Origin of the sequence: Streptomyces sp. F63, assembly GCF_018070345.1 — a bacterium.
Classification (GTDB): Bacteria; Actinomycetota; Actinomycetes; order Streptomycetales; family Streptomycetaceae; genus Streptomyces.
This window is the reverse complement of sequence record NZ_JAGPXX010000002.1, coordinates 380,396-396,930: the sequence shown is the minus strand read 5'-3', so window position 1 is coordinate 396,930 and position 16,535 is coordinate 380,396. Positions and strand designations below refer to the sequence as shown.

The 16,535-nt window shown below is 71.3% G+C and carries 14 protein-coding genes and 3 pseudogenes; 11 read left to right on the top strand and 6 right to left on the bottom strand.

What is annotated here, in order from left to right; translation table 11 throughout:
• Window positions 1–9: 9 nt before the first annotated feature.
• Together KBZ10_RS03715 and KBZ10_RS03710 are read right to left on the bottom strand one after the other, a co-directional pair.
• Complete coding sequence (locus KBZ10_RS03715; protein ID WP_210985994.1) at window positions 10–594, bottom strand: hypothetical protein; 585 nt, start codon at window positions 592–594, stop codon at window positions 10–12.
• Window positions 595–596: 2 nt separating this feature from the next.
• Complete coding sequence (locus KBZ10_RS03710; protein WP_210985993.1) at window positions 597–1,352, bottom strand: hypothetical protein; 756 nt, start codon at window positions 1,350–1,352, stop codon at window positions 597–599.
• A 307-nt stretch (window positions 1,353–1,659) separates the two neighbouring features.
• On the opposite strand from KBZ10_RS03710, the gene KBZ10_RS03705 reads away from it, so the two are divergent.
• From KBZ10_RS03705 to KBZ10_RS03685, 5 genes are all read left to right on the top strand, one after another.
• Window positions 1,660–2,766, top strand: a complete 1,107-nt coding sequence (locus tag KBZ10_RS03705) for an LLM class flavin-dependent oxidoreductase (RefSeq protein ID WP_210985992.1) — start codon at window positions 1,660–1,662, stop codon at window positions 2,764–2,766.
• Between the two features lie 177 nt (window positions 2,767–2,943).
• Window positions 2,944–3,429, top strand: a complete 486-nt coding sequence (locus tag KBZ10_RS03700; RefSeq protein WP_247701732.1) for a hypothetical protein — start codon at window positions 2,944–2,946, stop codon at window positions 3,427–3,429.
• A complete protein-coding gene (locus KBZ10_RS03695) occupies window positions 3,426–4,112 on the top strand; it encodes a hypothetical protein (protein ID WP_210985991.1) in 687 nt (228 codons plus the stop codon). Before KBZ10_RS03700 ends, KBZ10_RS03695 begins: the two co-directional genes overlap by 4 nt.
• Window positions 4,112–9,088, top strand: coding sequence for a putative T7SS-secreted protein (locus KBZ10_RS03690; protein WP_210985990.1), 4,977 nt, complete (start codon window positions 4,112–4,114; stop codon window positions 9,086–9,088). Before KBZ10_RS03695 ends, KBZ10_RS03690 begins: the two co-directional genes overlap by 1 nt.
• 16 nt (window positions 9,089–9,104) lie before the next feature.
• Window positions 9,105–9,392 (top strand): hypothetical protein, encoded by a 288-nt coding sequence (locus tag KBZ10_RS03685; protein WP_210985989.1) that lies wholly within the window; start codon window positions 9,105–9,107, stop codon window positions 9,390–9,392.
• A 105-nt stretch (window positions 9,393–9,497) separates the two neighbouring features.
• Here the strand turns inward: KBZ10_RS03685 and KBZ10_RS03680 are convergent.
• A pseudogene (locus tag KBZ10_RS03680) lies at window positions 9,498–9,974 on the bottom strand (dihydrofolate reductase family protein); the annotation flags it as partial.
• 5 nt (window positions 9,975–9,979) lie between these two features.
• Between KBZ10_RS03680 and KBZ10_RS03675 the strand changes: the two are divergent.
• Together KBZ10_RS03675 and KBZ10_RS03670 are read left to right on the top strand one after the other, a co-directional pair.
• Window positions 9,980–10,222 (top strand): hypothetical protein, encoded by a 243-nt coding sequence (locus KBZ10_RS03675; RefSeq protein WP_247701801.1) that lies wholly within the window; start codon window positions 9,980–9,982, stop codon window positions 10,220–10,222.
• 111 nt (window positions 10,223–10,333) lie between these two features.
• The gene (locus KBZ10_RS03670) at window positions 10,334–10,921 is read left to right on the top strand and encodes a hypothetical protein (RefSeq protein ID WP_210985987.1); all 588 of its coding nucleotides are present in this window, start codon (window positions 10,334–10,336) and stop codon (window positions 10,919–10,921) included.
• A gap of 74 nt (window positions 10,922–10,995) precedes the next feature.
• On the opposite strand, the gene KBZ10_RS03665 is transcribed toward KBZ10_RS03670, so the two are convergent.
• Together KBZ10_RS03665 and KBZ10_RS03660 are read right to left on the bottom strand one after the other, a co-directional pair.
• Window positions 10,996–11,538 carry a DUF1707 domain-containing protein gene (locus tag KBZ10_RS03665; protein ID WP_210985986.1) on the bottom strand — a complete coding sequence of 181 codons (543 nt, stop codon included), beginning with the start codon at window positions 11,536–11,538 and terminating at the stop codon, window positions 10,996–10,998.
• Between the two features lie 95 nt (window positions 11,539–11,633).
• On the bottom strand, window positions 11,634–12,167 hold the full coding sequence (locus KBZ10_RS03660) for an ATP-binding protein (protein ID WP_247701731.1): 534 nt from the start codon (window positions 12,165–12,167) through the stop codon (window positions 11,634–11,636).
• 237 nt (window positions 12,168–12,404) lie between these two features.
• Between KBZ10_RS03660 and KBZ10_RS03655 the strand changes: the two genes are divergently transcribed.
• From KBZ10_RS03655 to KBZ10_RS03645, 3 genes and pseudogenes are all read left to right on the top strand, one after another.
• Window positions 12,405–13,256 (top strand): helix-turn-helix transcriptional regulator, encoded by an 852-nt coding sequence (locus KBZ10_RS03655; RefSeq protein ID WP_210985985.1) that lies wholly within the window; start codon window positions 12,405–12,407, stop codon window positions 13,254–13,256.
• Window positions 13,257–13,267: 11 nt separating this feature from the next.
• Window positions 13,268–13,462, top strand: a complete 195-nt coding sequence (locus KBZ10_RS29115; RefSeq protein ID WP_210985984.1) for a DUF397 domain-containing protein — start codon at window positions 13,268–13,270, stop codon at window positions 13,460–13,462.
• 117 nt (window positions 13,463–13,579) lie between these two features.
• Window positions 13,580–13,735 (top strand): annotated as a pseudogene (locus KBZ10_RS03645) (DUF397 domain-containing protein); the annotation flags it as partial.
• A 92-nt stretch (window positions 13,736–13,827) separates the two neighbouring features.
• On the opposite strand, the pseudogene KBZ10_RS03640 reads toward KBZ10_RS03645, so the two are convergent.
• A pseudogene (locus KBZ10_RS03640) lies at window positions 13,828–14,354 on the bottom strand (GNAT family N-acetyltransferase).
• Between the two features lie 794 nt (window positions 14,355–15,148).
• Between KBZ10_RS03640 and KBZ10_RS03635 the strand changes: the two are divergent.
• Window positions 15,149–16,516 (top strand): ABC transporter substrate-binding protein, encoded by a 1,368-nt coding sequence (locus KBZ10_RS03635; RefSeq protein ID WP_247701730.1) that lies wholly within the window; start codon window positions 15,149–15,151, stop codon window positions 16,514–16,516.
• Window positions 16,517–16,535 lie beyond the last annotated feature (19 nt).

Here is a 16,535-nt window from a genome sequence, read left to right as displayed (position 1 = left end):
GCCGGACCGCTACGCCCGGGCGCCGGTTCCTGCTCCGGCCCCGGGCCCGCTTCGGCTCCCGGGGCTTCCGGGTCCGGGACCGGTCCCGGAAGCCCCGGAAAGGATGGGACGCGTTCCGCCGCCTGCCGGGCACACCCAGCAGGCGGTGCCGGCGACCACATCGGCCGTCGGCGGATGGCCGTGCCCGCGGCCGCCCGGGCACGGGGGGACCGGTGTGCCGCCGGCCGTCTCCAGGACGGCCTCCTGGAGCTGCCCGGCGAGATGGGCCACCGCCTCGGCCTCGCCCGGACCCTCCGCCAGGAGCACGCTCACGGCGGAGCCGTCACCGAAGGCCAGCGTGACGGAGACGGAACCGCCGTGCCGCGCGGCGCCCTGCCCGGCCATGCGCCCGCCCGCGCCTCCGTCTTCCGCGTCCTCCGCCCGCTTCCCGCCCGGGCGCAGCCGCAGCGTGGAGGTGTGGGCCGGGCCGGGCTCCGGGGCCCCGGGCCCGTCCGGGGCGCCCGCGGTCACCTCCAGGGTGTGACCGGTGGGGACCCCGAGCTGGCGCAGGATCGCCTCCGCCCAGCTCCGTACGGCGGTGGTGCCCGGACGCATCGCTACCTCTTCGCCTTGACGCTTGCGGCCCAGCTGAGCGAGCCCACTCCGGGCCGCCCTCCGATCCGCACCGGGAAGGTCATGTAGTCCTGGAACTGCACGAGGTCATCATGCCGGACGGGCTTGAGCGTGCCGTGGAACAGGTAGTTCTTCCCCACCACGTGACCGGCGTTCCTCGGCATCGCCCTGCCGTTCCTCCACCACGAAACGCCCCTCTCCCGGACCGGGCCGGTGATGACGGACTGCACCCGGCGGGAGATCCGGAAGCCCCAGTTGATCGTGGAATACAGGCAGTTGAAGCGGGCGTGGAGGGTGCCGTTGGTGTCGCTCCAGCGCGGATTCCTGCCGCAGCGCAGGATGGCCGGCCCTCGGCGCCGGGCGTCCGGCGCCGCGGCCGGGACCCGGGCTCCGGCCGGCGCCGCGGAGGCGGGGACGGCCCACGGCTTGCCGAGGACGAAATCCAGCTGTTTCCGTTCGGACGAGGTCAGCGCCGGTGCGGAGCCGTCCCGTCGGGCGTCCAGCGTGATGCGGAGGGTGGACCTTCCGCTGCCCCGGATGGAGGTCGACGTGAAGGTCCGCCGCCCAGCCGGGGCGTCTCCGGCGGCATCCGGGTGGACAGGGGCCGCGGCGGAGGCCGACTGCCCGGTGCTTCCCGGCATGGGCTTCGCCGGTGCCGCCTGTGCGGTTCCGGTGGCGGGCGCCGCGAGGGCGAGCGCCACCGCGCTGATCACCGTGGTGTTCTTCACCGTCTTGAGCATGTGAACTCCCCCGTGCCGCCGCGAAGTCGCCGAGGGCACCCTGCCTCCGGGGCGGCGGCGCGCGGGATCAATCTAGGAGAAGGGGAGGGGTGATTGGGGGAGTTCGGTGGTGATTGGCAATATTCAACCCGGAGTGTCTGGTTCGCCAATTTATGTGATGAGCGGGGTGCGGTGGCGGGACGTGGGCCGGGAATAACCGGAGTAACTCTCCGGTTGTCCGGCCGGCGCGCGGTGACCCGCGCGCCCCGAACACGGCACACGCACCGCGTCCGCATCCGGACGGAGAACCACCAGGGAGGCAGGCCGCATGGCCACCGAGCACGACACCATCCGCGGCACGGCGCGGGGCACCGCCCCGGTCCCGCTGTCCGTACTGGACCTCGCCACCGTCGGCAGCGGAAGCACCGCCGGCGACGCCCTGCGCACGAGCGCCGCACTCGCCCGCACCGCCGAGCGCCGCGGCTACCACCGCTTCTGGGTGGCCGAGCACCACTCCATGCCCGGTATCGCCAGCTCCTCCCCGGCCGTGATCCTCGCTCACCTCGCGGCGCACACCGAGCGCATCCGGCTGGGCTCCGGCGGCGTCATGCTCCCCAACCACGCCCCGCTGGTGATCGCCGAGCAGTTCGGCACCCTGGAAGCCCTCGCACCCGGCCGGATCGACCTCGGCCTCGGCCGCGCCCCGGGCACCGACGGCGCCACGGCCGCCGCCCTCCGCCGCACCGACCGCCTCCACGAGGGCGCGGACGACTTCCCGCAGCAACTGCTCGAACTGACCCGCTTCCTGGACGACGCCTTCCCGGACGGCCATCCGTACAGCCGCATCCACGCCGTCCCCGGCCCCGTCCAGGCCACCTCGCCGGGCGGCGTGCAGTCCACCGGACGGCCGGAGATCTGGCTGCTCGGCTCCAGCGGGTTCAGCGCGCAACTGGCGGGCTCCCTGGGACTGCCGTTCTCCTTTGCCCACCACTTCTCGGCGGCCAACACCCTGCCGGCGCTGGAGCTGTACCGGGAGTCCTTCCGCCCCTCCGCCGTCCTCGACGAGCCGTACGCCGCCATCGGCGTCGCGGTACTCGCGGCGGAGGACGAGAAGGAGGCCCGCCGCCAGATCATGACCGGCGCCCTCTCCATGCTCCGCCTGCGCACCGGCCGGCCCGGCCTCGTCCCGACCCCGGAGGAGGCCGAGGACTATCCGTGGAGCGCGCGAGAGCGCGACTTCGCCGACAGCTGGATCGGCAACATCGTCCACGGCACGCCGGACGCGGTCCGCGAGGGCCTCAACGCGCTGGCGAAGCGCACGGGTGCCGACGAGATGATCCTCACCTCCAACGTGCACGGCGCGGACGCCCGCCTCCGCTCCTACGAACTGATCGCCGACGCCTACGGCATGCCGGGCGGCCCCGGCACGGGGTGAGCCCGGAGGCGGCAAGGGAGGCCCGCGCCTTTGTGAACAGCCAGACGTCGCGTGGGCGTTGACGCCGCGACGCCGTCACCCCGCGGCCCCCGGGGCGGGGTGCCCCCTGTCGGTCGCGCCCGGTACGGTGCGGAGCGTGACGGGGAGCCACGGGGAGTGCGGGGTACGGGGGCTGTGATGGACCTGCGGGAGCGGATCGCCGCGGTGCGTGCGGGAGCCGGTGAACCGGCTGCGATGGTGGGGGAGTTCCGGCGCACGATGGTGCTGCTGCCGCTGTCCGGGGGCCGCTTCATGACCGGCCATGAGGGCGGGGTCCGCTGGATCTACGCCTTCAGCGGCGAGCCGCAGCTCGCACGGTTCGCGCGGGCGCGCGGGGCGGCGCCGGGCGAGGGATGGGAGTACGCGGCGGTGCTCGGGGCGCGGGTGCTCGACGTGCTTGTCCCGGAGCTGCCCGCTCCCGCCGGGGTCGTTGTGGACGTGGCGGACGAGGAGGGCTCGATGCTGCTGCCGCCGGTGCGCGGCATCGTGCCGGACGAGGCCGTCGAGGGCGTCGAGGGCGACGCGGCGGCGGTGGCAGCGGCGGCAGCGTCGGCGGGTGCCGGTGTCCCCGCGGGCGCCGGCACCGCCGTACCGCGCCAGCGGGCGAGGGGGCGGGCCCGGTGAGCGGGGAGGAGGACCTCCGGTTCGGCCGGGAGTCCGTTCACCTGATCACCAAGGGGCTGAACGCGGCGATCGGTGAGCTGAAGGAGATCGGCAGCGCGACCGACGCCGTCATGGGCAGCGGTATGCGGAATCTGGAGATCACCGCGATGGAGGCCGGCGGCGCCGAACTGGCCGACGCCTTCGAGGGCTTCTGCGACCGCTGGGAGTGGGGCGTCCGGGCCCTGGTCCAGGACGCCAACGAGCTCGCGGCCCGTCTCGGCCTCGCCGCCGGCCTGCTCCACGAGGAGGACCGCTACTGGGCGAGCACGTTCAAGGTAACCACCAACGCCGTGGTGGCGACCGGCAATCCGCACGCCACCGAGGAGGAGATCGCCCAGCAGAGCTACCGGGAGATCGTCACGCCGGACGCCCCCGACTACAGCGCGGAGTCCTTCCGGCAGGCCGGTGAGGACATGCGGCAGACCTGGCTCGACACCGGCCGCAGCGTGGTCACCGAGGGGCAGGGCGGCCAGGCGGCCTCCGGCCTGCGCGATCTGATCGGCACGGACGGCGACACCTACGCGCAGGGCGTCGACGAGGTCTTCGGCCCCTCCCCCGACGAGCGCGCCGCCCAGCAAGGGGCCGGGCCCGGCCGGGAGCCGCACGGTGAGCCGGGCCAGGAGCCGCCCGGGGGCGAGCGCTGATGGCGGGCATCGGGGATTTCATCCCGGACCCGGTCGAGGAGTGGGCCGAGGACCGCGTCGCGGAGGCCGGTGAGTTCGTCGAGAGCGTGGGCGACGGGACGGCGGACGCGCTGGAGGGCGTCGGCTGGCAGGGCGGCGCCGACTGGGTCCGCGAGAAGTCCGGTTCGGTGGCCAACGCCATGGGCGCGGATGTGGCCGAGCTGGACCTCGGGCAGAGCGAGGATCCGAAGAAGCTGGTCCACGGCAGTCCGGGCAAGCTGCGCTCCACCGCCGGCCATCTCGCCGACTTCCGGGCGGCGTTCGAGAACGTCGGCAACGGCCTCAAGAAGGTGGACGCCGGCGCGCTCAAGGGGGAGGCGGCCCGCGCCTTCGAGGAGAAGGTGGCCGGGGAACCGAAGCGGTGGTTCGCGGCGGCCGATGCCTGCGAGAAGGCCGCCAAGGCGCTCAACGACTTCGCCGACACCGTGGAGTGGGCCCAGGGCCGGGCCCGGCAGGCGATCGACCTGTACCAGCGGGGCAAGCGGGCCTCCGCCGAGGCGCGGGCCGCCCACGTCGAGCAGCTCGCGGCGTACGGGGCGGCGGTCGAGACGTACAACGCCCTCCCGGCGGAGCAGCGGGACGCGGCCGATCGCCCCCGAAGGCCGGGCGACCCGGGCGACGCCGGCAAGGCCGACATGGCGGCCGCCCGGGACCTGCTGGAGGAGGCGCGCCGCCAGCGGGACGCGGCGCTGCGCACGGCCACCGCATCGGTGGGCGCGGCCCGCGACAAGGCCCCGGCGGCACCGTCCTATGCCGAGCAGGCCAAGGACGGCCTGCTGGGGATGCATCTGGAGGGCTCCCACCGGGTGGGCGGCATCCTGCGCGGCAGCGCGGGCGTCCTGAACTACATCCACGCCGTCAACCCGCTGCACCCGTACAACCTCACCCACCCCGCCGAGTACGCCACCAACCTCAACGCGACCACGGCCGGTCTGGTCCAGACGGTCAACGACCCCGGTGCGGCGGCCAAGACCCTGTACGACCAGTACCAGAAGGACCCGGCGGAGGGGCAGGGCCGTCTCCTGCCGGAACTCCTCGGCACCCGCGGCGCGGGCGCGGCGAAGAAGATCGCCGGCGCGGGCCGCCGCGCCGCGGGCGGCAAGACCCCGGCCCGCGGCAACCTCGGCAAGGACGGTCCCGAGACCCACAAGACGAAGGACTGCGACCGGACGTGCAAGGGCACGGACCCCGTCGACCTGGCCACCGGCCGGATGTACCTCCCGCAGACCGACGCGGTCGTCCCCGGCGCGCTCCCGCTGGTCTTCACCCGCCGCGTGGAGTCCGGCTACCGCAGCGGCCGCTGGTTCGGCCCCTCCTGGTCGTCCACCGCCGACCAGCGGCTGGAGATCGACGCCGAGGGCGTCGTCCTCGTCACCGAGGACGGCCTGCTGCTCGCCTACCCGCACCCGGCGCCCGGACAGCCGACGCTCCCCGCGATGGGCCCGCGCCACCCCCTCGACCGCACGCCCGAGGGCGACTACACCCTCACCGACCCGGACACCGGCCACGTCCGCTACTTCACCGGCCCGGAGGGCGCGGAGCCCGGCGGCGACGGCGAAGCCCGTCTCGCCGAGATCACCGACCGCAACGGCCACCGCCTCACCTTCGAGTACGCCACGGACGGCACGCCCCTCGGCATCGTCCACGACGCGGGCCACCACGTGCGGTTCACCACCGAGGACGGCCGGATCACGGCCCTGCGCCTCGCCGGTGCCGCCGACGACGGCTCGGACCTGGAGCTGGTCCGCTACGGCTACACCGACGGCAACCTCACCGAGGTCACCGGCTCCTCCGGCCTGCCGCTCCGCTTCACGTACGACGACGAACGCCGCGTCATCGCCTGGACCGACACCAACGACCGCCGCTACGACTACGTCTACGACGACCGGGACCGCTGCATCGCCGAAGGCGGCACGGACGGCCATCTCGCCCTGCGCATCGACTACAGCGCCGCGGACCCGCAGAGCGGCCACCGCACCACGACGGTCACCACCGCCCAGGGGCACACCAGCCGCTATCTGATCGACCGCCGCTCCAACGTCATCGCGGAGACCGACCCCACCGGTGCCGTCACCCGCACCGCGTACGACGCCCACGACCGGGTGATCTCCCGCACCGACCCGCTCGGCCACACCACCGCCTTCCGCTACGACGAGGCCGGCCGCCTCACCTCCGTCGTCCACCCGGACGGCAGCGAATCGTCCGCCACCCACAACGACTTGGGCCTGCCGACCGCCGTCACCCACCCCGGCGGCGCCGCCTGGCAGCAGACCTACGACGAGGCGGGCAACCGCCTCACCCTCACCGACCCGTCCGGCGCCACAACCCACTACACCTACGACGACCGGGGTCACCCGGCCACGATCACCGACGCCCTCGGCCACACCACGGCCATCCGCTGCGACGCGGCCGGCCGCCTGCTCTCCGTCACCGACCCGCTCGGCGGCGAGACGGCGTACGAGCGCGACGCCCTGGGCCGGATCACCGCCGTCACCGACCCGACGGGCGGCCGGACCCTGCTGGCCTGGTCGGTGGAGGGCAAACTGCTGCGCCGCACGGGCCCGGACGGTGCGGAGGAGTCCTGGACGTACGACGGCGAGGGCAACTGCACGACGTACACGGACGCCATCGGGGCCGTCACATGCTACGAGTACACCCACTTCGACCTGCTGGCGGCCCAGACCGGCCCGGACGGCGTCCGCTACGAGTTCGAGCACGGCCCGGACCTGCTCCTCCGCACGGTCACCAACCCCCAGGGCCTGACCTGGGACTACTCCTACGACGCAGCGGGCCGCCTCGCCTCCGAGACGGACTTCGACGGCCGCACCCTCACCTACGCCTACGACCCGGCGGGCCGCGAACTGGCCTCCCGCACCAACGCCCTCGGCGAGACCATCCGCTTCGAGCACGACGCTCTCGGCCGCATCACAACCAAGGACGCGGCGGGCACGGTCACCCACTACACCTACGACCGCGCCGGCCGCCTCACGGAAGCGTCGAACCCGGACGCGACGATCCTCCTGCACCGCGACCGCCTCGGCCGCATCAAGTCGGAGACCGTCAACGGCCGCACGACGTCGTATCGCTACGACGCCCTGGGCCGCCGCGTGAGCCGCGTGACCCCCATGGGCGCGCAGGCCACCCGCGCCTACGACGCGGCGGGCCGCACCGCCTCCCTGACCACCTCGGGCCACGCCTTCACCTACGTCCACGACCCGGCGGGCCGCGAACTGACCCGCCACTTCGGCGAGCGGGTCGCCCTCACCCAGACCTGGGATCCGGCGGGCCGCCTCACCACCCAGTCCCTCCTGGCCCAGCCGGCGCGGCTGCGGGGCTCCGGGACGGCGGATCCGGACGCGGCGCCCTGGGGGCCGGGGGCGGCGGATGCGGCCGTACCGGGCGTGATGCCGGGCGCAGGTGCGGGAAGCGCACCCCTACCGGGCGCCGGGGCCGCGGGTGCGGCCATACCGGACGCCGGGACGACCGGCTCCGGGTCGGCGGGGGCGGCCGGAACGACCGGTGCCGCCGAGATCCGTCAGCACCGGGCGTACACCTACCGCCCGGACGGCCACCTCACCGCCGTGCACGACCAACTGGGTGGCGGGGAACGCCGCTTCGACCTCGATGCCGCGGGCCGGGTGACGGCGGTCCACGCCGCGAACTGGACGGAGCGCTACGCCTACGACGCGGCGGGCAACCAGACCGAGGCAGCCTGGCCCGCGGCCCACGCCTCAACCGAAGCGACGGGTCCCCGCACCTACACCGGCACCCGCATCACCCACGCCGGTGCCATCCGTTACGAACACGACGCGCAGGGCCGCATCACCCTCCGCCAGAAGAAGCGCCCCTCGCGCAAGCCGGACATCTGGCGCTACGCGTGGGACGCGGAGGATCGCCTGACGTCGGTGGTGACCCCGGACGGCACCCACTGGCGTTACCGGTACGACCCGTTGGGCCGGCGCACGGCCAAGCAACGCCTGACCGCCGACGGCATGGTCGCCGAGGAAGTGACGTTCACCTGGGACGGCACGACCCTCGCGGAACAGACCACGACCTCCCCGGACCTGCCGAACTCGGTCACGCTCACCTGGGACCACGACGGCCTCCGCCCGATCGCGCAGACCGAACGCATCACGGCGGCCGGCGCCCCGCAACACGTCATCGACGCCCGCTTCTTCGCCATCGTCACCGACCTGGTCGGCACCCCCACCGAACTGGTCGACGACTCGGGAACCATCACCTGGCACACCCGCGCCACCCTCTGGGGCACCACCACCTGGGCCGCCGACAGCACGGCCTACACCCCCCTCCGCTTCCCGGGCCAGTACTTCGACCCCGAAACGGGCCTCCACCACAACCACTTCCGCTACTACGACCCCGAAACGGCCCGCTACACCAGCCAGGACCCCCTGGGTCTCTACCCGGCCCCGAACCCGGCAACGTACGTCGACAATCCGCATGTATCGGTAGACCCTCTCGGGCTAGCGCCATGCCGTGACCTCTACCACGGAACTACACGAGAAGCAGCCGACTCCATATTCAGAGGCGGAATTGACCCGAATTTCAGTACTCGTTCCATGGATTTCGGGCAGGGAGGGTTCTATGTGACGGACAACCTTGCTCAAGCGCAGAAATGGGCTTTGCGTCTTGGTGGTGAGGACGGTGCGGCGGTCTTGCATTTCCAGCTTCCGGAAGGAGGTTTCGGAGGGCTGAATGGCAAGGTGTTCGACGGTCCGAGTGATGAGCTCTCATCCTTCTTCAGGCATAATAGAAGTGGAGGGCCGATGCATGGATATGATTACGTGGAGGGGCCCATGCTGCTGAACTTGCGCAAATTTATGCGCGGTTCTGACGCTGTGGTCGGCGGCCATCAAATCGCGATATTCGGTGACCGAGCTGCAGAGATCCTATCAGGTGCGATGAAGGGGATTGTGTGACGTGGGAGATTTTCTGATGCGGACGAACGAAGAGGTCGTTGAATACTTGGAGGAGATCGTTGAGGTGATGATTGAGGGCTGCGGAGTTTCTCGTGCCGAGGCGGTGGCGCGCATCAATCAACAGTGGCGTGGGCAAGATCTCGATGAATCACCCGAACTGATCGAACACGAGTTGCCTGAATTCTGGGCATATCGAATCTGTTACGGGACGGTTCCTTACTGGGATCCGGATGTTGACCGTTCACAGTGGAAACTTCGCGAGCCTCCACCGGCCGACTCGCCCTGCTGGACCGTCGCTTCGTGAATACCTGCCGGTCAGAGAATTGGACGCCGACCCGCTACGCACGTATCGACAAACAGCGGGACACGCTTTCCCGCGGGCTGATGGGCAAGGCGGCGGACGAGCCGGCTAACGCGCCACGCGGTAGCGGAGGTGGACGACTTTCGAGCTGAAGGTGCGGGTCTCGACGAGTTCGAGATCCACTCGGCGCTCGTGCTGCGGAAAGAAGGGGATGCCGCCGCCCACCAGCACCGGGTAGACCACGGTCCGGTACTCATCGATCAGCCCCAGCGCGGCCGCTTCGGCGGCGAGCGTCGCGCCGCCGATCGCGATGTCGCCCTCGCCCGGCTCGGCCCGCAACCGCTCGATCTCCTCCGCCAGGCCGCCGGAGGCCAGGCGGGCTTGGCCCCGCACCGCCGACAGCGTGGTGGAGAACACCACCTTCGGCAGCGGCTTCCACAGCGCGGTCCACTCGCGCATGGCGTCGTCGAGCGAGGGGTCCTGGTCGGCGGTCTCCCAGTACAGCATCGTCTCGTACAGCCGACGTCCCAGCAGGTGGACGCCGACCTCTCGGATCTCGTCGATCCAGAAGCGGAAGCCCTCCTCGTCGGGTGAAGCAGCTTCGTACCGAGCGGGGAGCGGCCGTACCCACCGGGGTGGTGCACGAGGTGACCCTGCTGCCACAGACCCCGGTCGAGGTGGAGCAGGCCGCCGGGGGGAAGCCGGGGGACATGCGGCTGGAGGAACTGGTGGACCGGCTGCGGGGCGGGCCGCGCTGGGTGTTCGTCCTCGACTACGACGGCGAGGGCCGGGTCCAGTCGCTGCGGGAGGCGTCCTGGCTGACCGCCGGGTGAGCTTCGGCAGAGGCCCGGAAGAAAAGCCTGCCGGGATGCAACCCGGTGATGGGGGCTCGGCGTAGAGACCATGCAACCCCAACCACACCGGTTTCCAGGAGAACGTTGATCATGTCTGCCTCATGCCGCAGGGCCACCAAGTGCCTGCTCGCCCTTGTCGCCTCCGGCGCCCTTCTCCTGACCGGATGCGGGGAGAACGGCGAGGAGCCCGCGGGTCCCACCGCCGCGGCCTCGCCGGCGGACATCGCGCAGGCCGGCGGTGACCGGACGGCCACCCCGTCGGACGACGGCGAGGCATCGAAGGACACGCGCACGCCGGCCGGTAAGACCCCGTGGGCGGGAACCAAGCAGTTCGTGACGATCGACAAGGGCTGGACCGAGGGCGGACTGACCCGTCTGTCGGTGCGGCCCGCCCAGAAGAAAGTCAACACCCAGTTCGACACCTGGGAGATCACCCCCGGCACCGGGGCCTTCACCACGGTGACCATGGCCAAGGACGCCCGGGTCCTGCTGACGGTCCCGGTCCGGGACGCCGTCGCGTCCGGTGGCAGCCGGGCCGAGCCTCTGCCGTTCTCCCAGAGCGAGTTCGTCACCCTGCTGAAGCGACTGGACTCCGTGGTCGCCGCGGGCGTCGGGTACGACCTGAGCTTCGACGGAGAGGGCCGGGTGGCCAGGCTGCAGTCCGTATACCGGCCGTGAGTCCACCGGAGGACCGGAACGGGGGCGGGGAGTGGAAGCGCGGGCCAGGTGATCCCGGGAGACCGGACCGGGCGTCAGCGTCGCGCGTGGCGGATCTTCAGCCGCCCGAAGCCCATGGCCCCGGTGATACGGATCTTCGGTCCGCCGGGGCGGGAGCGCCGTGAGGGCTTGTAGGACGAGACCTTCCATACGGTCTGGAGACCCTCGGTGTCGACGACCGCGTCGCGCGGCACCTTGATCTTGGCTCTGCCCGTGCCGAGTTGCAGTTCGATGTCCACCACCGGGTGCTCGATGACGGCGCGGGACAGGTCCAGGTGCACCTTTCCGAAGGCGGATTCCACCTTGAGGCGCCGGGGTACCCGCCAGGCGCCGCGCCGCCGGATCCGTCCGGTGAGAGCGGCGACGGTGGAGGCGGTGTCCGCTTTGCCCTGAGGGAGAGACGCCAGCGCCGGCGTGAGGTCCCCGGGCGTCGTGGCGGTGAGTGCCTGGTGGAGGCGTTCGTCCATCTCCTCGTGGGAAATGTGTCCTTCGACGTACGCCTCCTGCAGGCGCCGCACGGCGGCGTCGCGGTCCTCGTCGCTGAGCGGTAACGGTGGGTCTTTCGGCTGGAGGGTCACCGTTTCACTCTACTGACCCGCCCCGGGCGGTCGGGTCGAGCGGGACCCCGAGTGCCAACTGAACGAGGAGGGGGCGTGGTTGGCGGGTCGGCCGTTCAGGCCGCGATCGTGAAGCGGTCGGGGTCGGGGCAGCCCGGTGGGGCGAGTTCGCACCAGAGGAGTTTGCCGCCGGTGGTGCGGATCGGGTAGCCGCCCCAGTTGTCCGCGCAGAGGCGGACGAGGAGGAGCCCGCGCCCGTCCTCGGCGCAGGCGACGGCCGCGTCGTGCGTCGTGGTGATCGCGGCTGCGTGGTCGTGCGCGGCCGGTGGCTTGTCGAAGGGGGCGGGGACGACCGGGCTGGTGTCCCAGACGCTGATCCGCAGACGACCCGACGTCCGTTCGGACAGACGGAGTTCACACGGACCGTCGGTGTGGCGGTAGGCATTGGCCACCATCTCGCCTGCGAGAAGCTCGGCCGTGTCGGCGTGGTGGGCGAGGCCGTGCCGGGCCAGTACGGACCGCAGCGTCGACCTCGCGATTCCGGCGGCGCGGGCGTCGTGGGGCAGGCGGAGGCCGTAGGACCACGGTGCGGTGGGGTGATGTTCTCCGGACGGCCACGGGAGCGGGGCCTGCATCGATACGGTGTCCATGAGATCTCCCGATGGAGGGCGAAGTTGGTTCCGCAGCGGATCTCTGGCGGCCGGTGTCGGTGCCGCACAGACGCATGGGGCGGCCGGGCGGTGAGCTTCCGGACCGTGACCCGGAGGAGTGGTGCGCGCCACACACTAGGGACTGTGTTGATAGGTCTACCAGTGAATCCGCGGTATAGCGCTTAGAGCCACTCGTGTGAGGGAACGCCCGGCTCGCAGCCCGGCCGAAGGAGAACCATGCCGCCCGCCAACACCCCAACGCTTCGCCAGCGCCGCCTGGGAGCCGAACTGCGCAAGCTCCGCGAACGCGCAGGTCTGTCCTCCACCGCGGCCGCCGCCCTGCACGGAATGAACCAGGCCCGCGTCAGCAGCATCGAAGCCGGCCGGTACGCCGTGAGTGCGGAGCGGGTCCGCACGTTGGCCCGCAACTACTCCTGTGGAGACGAACGGTTGGTCGAGTCGCTTGCCGGGATGACCGGCGGGCGTACCAGGGGCTGGTGGGACGAGTACCGAGACATCCTCCCGGCCGGGCTCCACGATCTCGCCGAGCTGGAACACCACGCGACGGCGCTTCGCGTCGTTTCAGTGGTCCACATCCCGGGACTGCTGCAAACCCCTGAGCACGCCCGGGCGGTGTTCCGTGAAGTAGTACCCCCGCTGCTTCCGTACGAGGTTGAGCATCGGGTCTCCTACCGGATCAAACGGCAGGTGTCTCTCCACGGTGAGAGTCCCACGCCGATGACCGCGATCCTGCACGAAGCCGCACTCCGTATGGGATTCGGAGGGCCGGAAACGGCCGGGGCACAGCTACAGCACCTCGTCGACATGAGCGAGCAGCCGAATCTCACCCTTGCCGTCGTTCCCTTCGGGAAGGGAGCCTTTCCCGGATCGGGACAGCCCATCGTCTACGCGGCGGGGCCGGTTGCCCAACTGGACACCGTGCAACTCGACACCGAACACGGTGTGGAGTTTCTCGATGCCGAGGCGCACCTGGTGAAGTACCGCTCTGTGTTGGACCGGATGGAAGCCTGTGCTCTGTCGCCGGGTGAATCCCGGGAGCTTGTCCACAGGATCAAGCAGGAAGCCTAGAAGGAGTCGACGTGTTCCCCCTTGACTGGCAGAAGTCCTCCCACAGCGGAGAAGGCGCGAACTGCCTCTATGTCGCAGCCGTCCCGGACGGGACGGTCCGTATCAAGGAGAGTGACGAGCCCGGTATCACGATCGGAGCGAGCCGGGACGCCCTCCGGGCGCTGATATGCGCGGTCAAGGCAGGGGAGTGCGACGACTTGATCTGATACCTGGACGACCACTACGGACATGTCCGCTCCCCACTCTCGGCTTCACGGTAACGCGCCCGCCATACCGGCTTATGCGAACGTTCGCGTCGCAGACGAGACAGGAAGGGACTCCCAGTGCCCGACTGCAACTGGCAAAAGTCGTCCTTCAGCGCTGAGGCAGCCAACTGCCTCAATGTCGCCGCCGCTGCGGACAACACCGTGCAGTTGAGGGAGAGTGACGAGCCCGGCATCGTCCTCGCCGTCAGCCGGGACGTGCTCCGGGACCTCATACGCGGGGTCAAGGCGGGGGAGTGGGACGACCTGGTCCGACTCCGGTGGTCCGGCCGCTCTCTGCTACGGCGGGCTGGGACGCGCTCGCTTGATCACTGCCGCACGTCGGCCAGGGCGTGCGGGGCCCGCAGGTCGCGCAGGTCACGCCTGAAGCGCAGGCCCGGGCGGCCGTCCAGTTCCGTTTCGCCGGTGACGGCGAAGCCCGTGCGGGCGAGTACGGTCCTGGAGCCCGCGTTGTCGAGGGTGGTGGCGGCGTGCAGCGTCGTCAGGCCGTACTCCGTGGCGGCGCGGGCGCAGATCTCGCGGACGGCGGCCGTGGCCAGGCCCTGGCCGGTGGCCCGCTCGGCGATGCGGTAGCCGAGTTCCGCCGAGCCGTCCGCCGCCGCAGCGTCGATCAGGTTGACGCGGCCGAGTACCTCACCGTCCTCGTCCACCAGCACGTGGAAGAAACAGACACCCGCTGCTTGCTCCTCCAGCAGCGCGCGGAGCCGGGCGTCGAAGTGCGCGAAGTAGTCGTCGCCGCGGTCCGGGACGGAAGCGGCGAAGAAGGCCGGTTCTCTTGTTCGAACTCCAGGAGGGCCGGGATGTGGTCGGGGCGGAGGGACTGGAGCTGCGGCATGAGGCGAGGGTAGGCGGCTCGGTCGTGGTGCTGTGGGCGGTTCCCGGTTCGGAACGCCGGTTGCCGCCGGGGCCGAGGCAGGGCCGGGTCAGGGCCGGGCCCGGGTCGGGCCCGGGTCGGGTGGCCCGCCGGGCATGGGCGCGACGCGTCGGCCGGGCTGCGCGGCGTCCAGCGACCGGGGGCGCGTCGGCCGGCGAGCCGCGTGCCGCCCGCGAGTGGCCGGATCCGGGGGCGGCGGTCCCGTACCGCGTTTGAGCGTGTCCTTGGCACGGCCCGCGGCCGGTGCGCTGGTAACGGTCCCATTTCCGGAGGTAGTGGCGTAGACCGCCCACCCGCTGTGTGCACACGCGTATTCCGTCTTGGTTGGGGTCCCGCGCGGCGGCGGGGCGGTCGACGCCCGCGAGATTCCGCCTCGTGCGGTGCGCTGCGCTTGTTCGACCAGGCGAACGGGCCTTCCGTTCGCCGGGATCGGGGCGCCCCGGTCGGCCGGTGGGTCCGTCCCGAGTGCTTCGCGGGCGTCGCCGTCAGGGAGCCGGGAGCCAGTGGGGTTTGCAAAAGCGTACGAAAGAAAGTCCTTTCCGGCGCCGTTCGGCAATCCCGTCCCGTGGTCGGCAGGGCCCTCTGTCCCAGGTCATCGCCCGGCGGTCGCCGGTCGGCGAGGGGCGATAACGGTTCATGTTTGGTTCCGTGTCTTTCCGATCGCCTCTGTTGACTTTACCGCCAGTTAACGGTCAAGGTGTGGCCATCCGCCGCTCTGAGGGTCAGGCAGAGCGGCACGCACCCGAGGAGTGCCCATGTCACCGCGTACGCGACGCCCCCTGCTGCGCCGAGCCCTGGCGGCTCTCGCCGTACTGCCCGTACTCGCCACCGCGGCCTGCGGCGGCGGAGACGACACCGGCGGCAGTGCCGCCGGGGAGCCGGCCGCGTGCGAGAAGAGCGAGGGCAAGGTCGAGTTGTCGTACTGGTCCTGGATCCCGGGTGTGGACAAGGCCGTGGCGGAGTGGAACCGGCAGAACCCCGACATCCAGGTCACCGTCAAGTCCACCCCGGCGGGCAACGCGGGCACCTACCAGAACATGTCCAACGCGCTGAAGGCGGGCAACGCCCCCGACCTCGGCCAGATCGAGTACGACTCCCTGGCCAGCTTCCGTCTCCAGGAGGGCCTGACCGACATCGCCGCGTGCGCCGGTGTCAAGGAGGCGGAGGCGGACTTCGCCGACTGGACCTGGTCCCAGGTGACCTTCGGGGCCGGCGGCGGGGACGGCGTCTGGGCCGTACCGCAGGACACCGGCCCGATGGCGCTGTTCTACCGCAAGGACCTGTTCGAGAAGCACGACATAGCCGTGCCGGAGACCTGGCAGGAGTACTACGAGGCGGCCAAGAAGCTGAAGAAGGCCGACCCGAAGGCGTACATGACGCACTTCTCCCAGACCGACCCGAACTGGTTCACCGGCCTCCTCTGGCAGAAGGGCGCGACCATGTTCGCGCAGGACGGCGACACCTGGAAGGTCGGCATCGACAGCCCGGCCGCCGGTGAAGTGGCCGACTACTGGCAGAAGATGATCGACGAGAAGCTGGTCGCCACCAACCTCCAGGGCTTCTCCCCCGCGCTCTACAAGGCGTGGAACAAGGGCGAGGTCGCCACCTGGGTCAGCGCCGCCTGGGGCTACAGCACCATCCGCGACAACGCCAAGGCCACCGCCGGAAAGTGGGGCGTGGCGCCCATGCCGCAGTGGTCCGCGGGTGAGAAGAAGGCCGGCAACTGGGGCGGTTCCACCACGGCGGTGCTGGCCAAGAGCGAGCACCCCTACGAGGCGGCGAAGTTCGCGCTGTGGCTGAACACGGACCCGAAGGCCCTGGAGATCCTCAACAGCAAGGGCGGCCTCTACCCGGCGGCCACGGAGGGCCTCAAGCTCGACGCCCTGCAGCAGCCCGTGGAGTTCTACGGCGGCCAGAAGATCTTCGACACCTTCGCCGGGGCCGCGGGCGACGTCAACACCGACTGGACCTTCGGGCCGACGATGACCGACACCTACCGCTTCATGGGCGACGGCATCGCGGGCGCGCTGAGCGGCAAGGGCACGCTGAAGGACGCGTTGAAGCAGGCCGACGCCAAGACGGTGGAGTCCCTGGAGAAGCAGTCCCTCGACGTGAGCGAGTAGGAGCGGCCGGGCGGAGCCG

Coding starts and splice junctions, on each gene's coding strand:
- KBZ10_RS03715 (WP_210985994.1), bottom strand. CDS start 594: ATGCGTCCGGGCACCACCGCCGTACGGAGCTGGGCGGAGGCGATCCTG.
- KBZ10_RS03710 (WP_210985993.1), bottom strand. CDS start 1,352: ATGCTCAAGACGGTGAAGAACACCACGGTGATCAGCGCGGTGGCGCTC.
- KBZ10_RS03705 (WP_210985992.1), top strand. CDS start 1,660: ATGGCCACCGAGCACGACACCATCCGCGGCACGGCGCGGGGCACCGCC.
- KBZ10_RS03700 (WP_247701732.1), top strand. CDS start 2,944: ATGGACCTGCGGGAGCGGATCGCCGCGGTGCGTGCGGGAGCCGGTGAA.
- KBZ10_RS03690 (WP_210985990.1), top strand. CDS start 4,112: ATGGCGGGCATCGGGGATTTCATCCCGGACCCGGTCGAGGAGTGGGCC.
- KBZ10_RS03685 (WP_210985989.1), top strand. CDS start 9,105: ATGCGGACGAACGAAGAGGTCGTTGAATACTTGGAGGAGATCGTTGAG.
- KBZ10_RS03670 (WP_210985987.1), top strand. CDS start 10,334: ATGTCTGCCTCATGCCGCAGGGCCACCAAGTGCCTGCTCGCCCTTGTC.
- KBZ10_RS03660 (WP_247701731.1), bottom strand. CDS start 12,167: ATGGACACCGTATCGATGCAGGCCCCGCTCCCGTGGCCGTCCGGAGAA.
- KBZ10_RS03655 (WP_210985985.1), top strand. CDS start 12,405: ATGCCGCCCGCCAACACCCCAACGCTTCGCCAGCGCCGCCTGGGAGCC.
- KBZ10_RS03635 (WP_247701730.1), top strand. CDS start 15,149: ATGTCACCGCGTACGCGACGCCCCCTGCTGCGCCGAGCCCTGGCGGCT.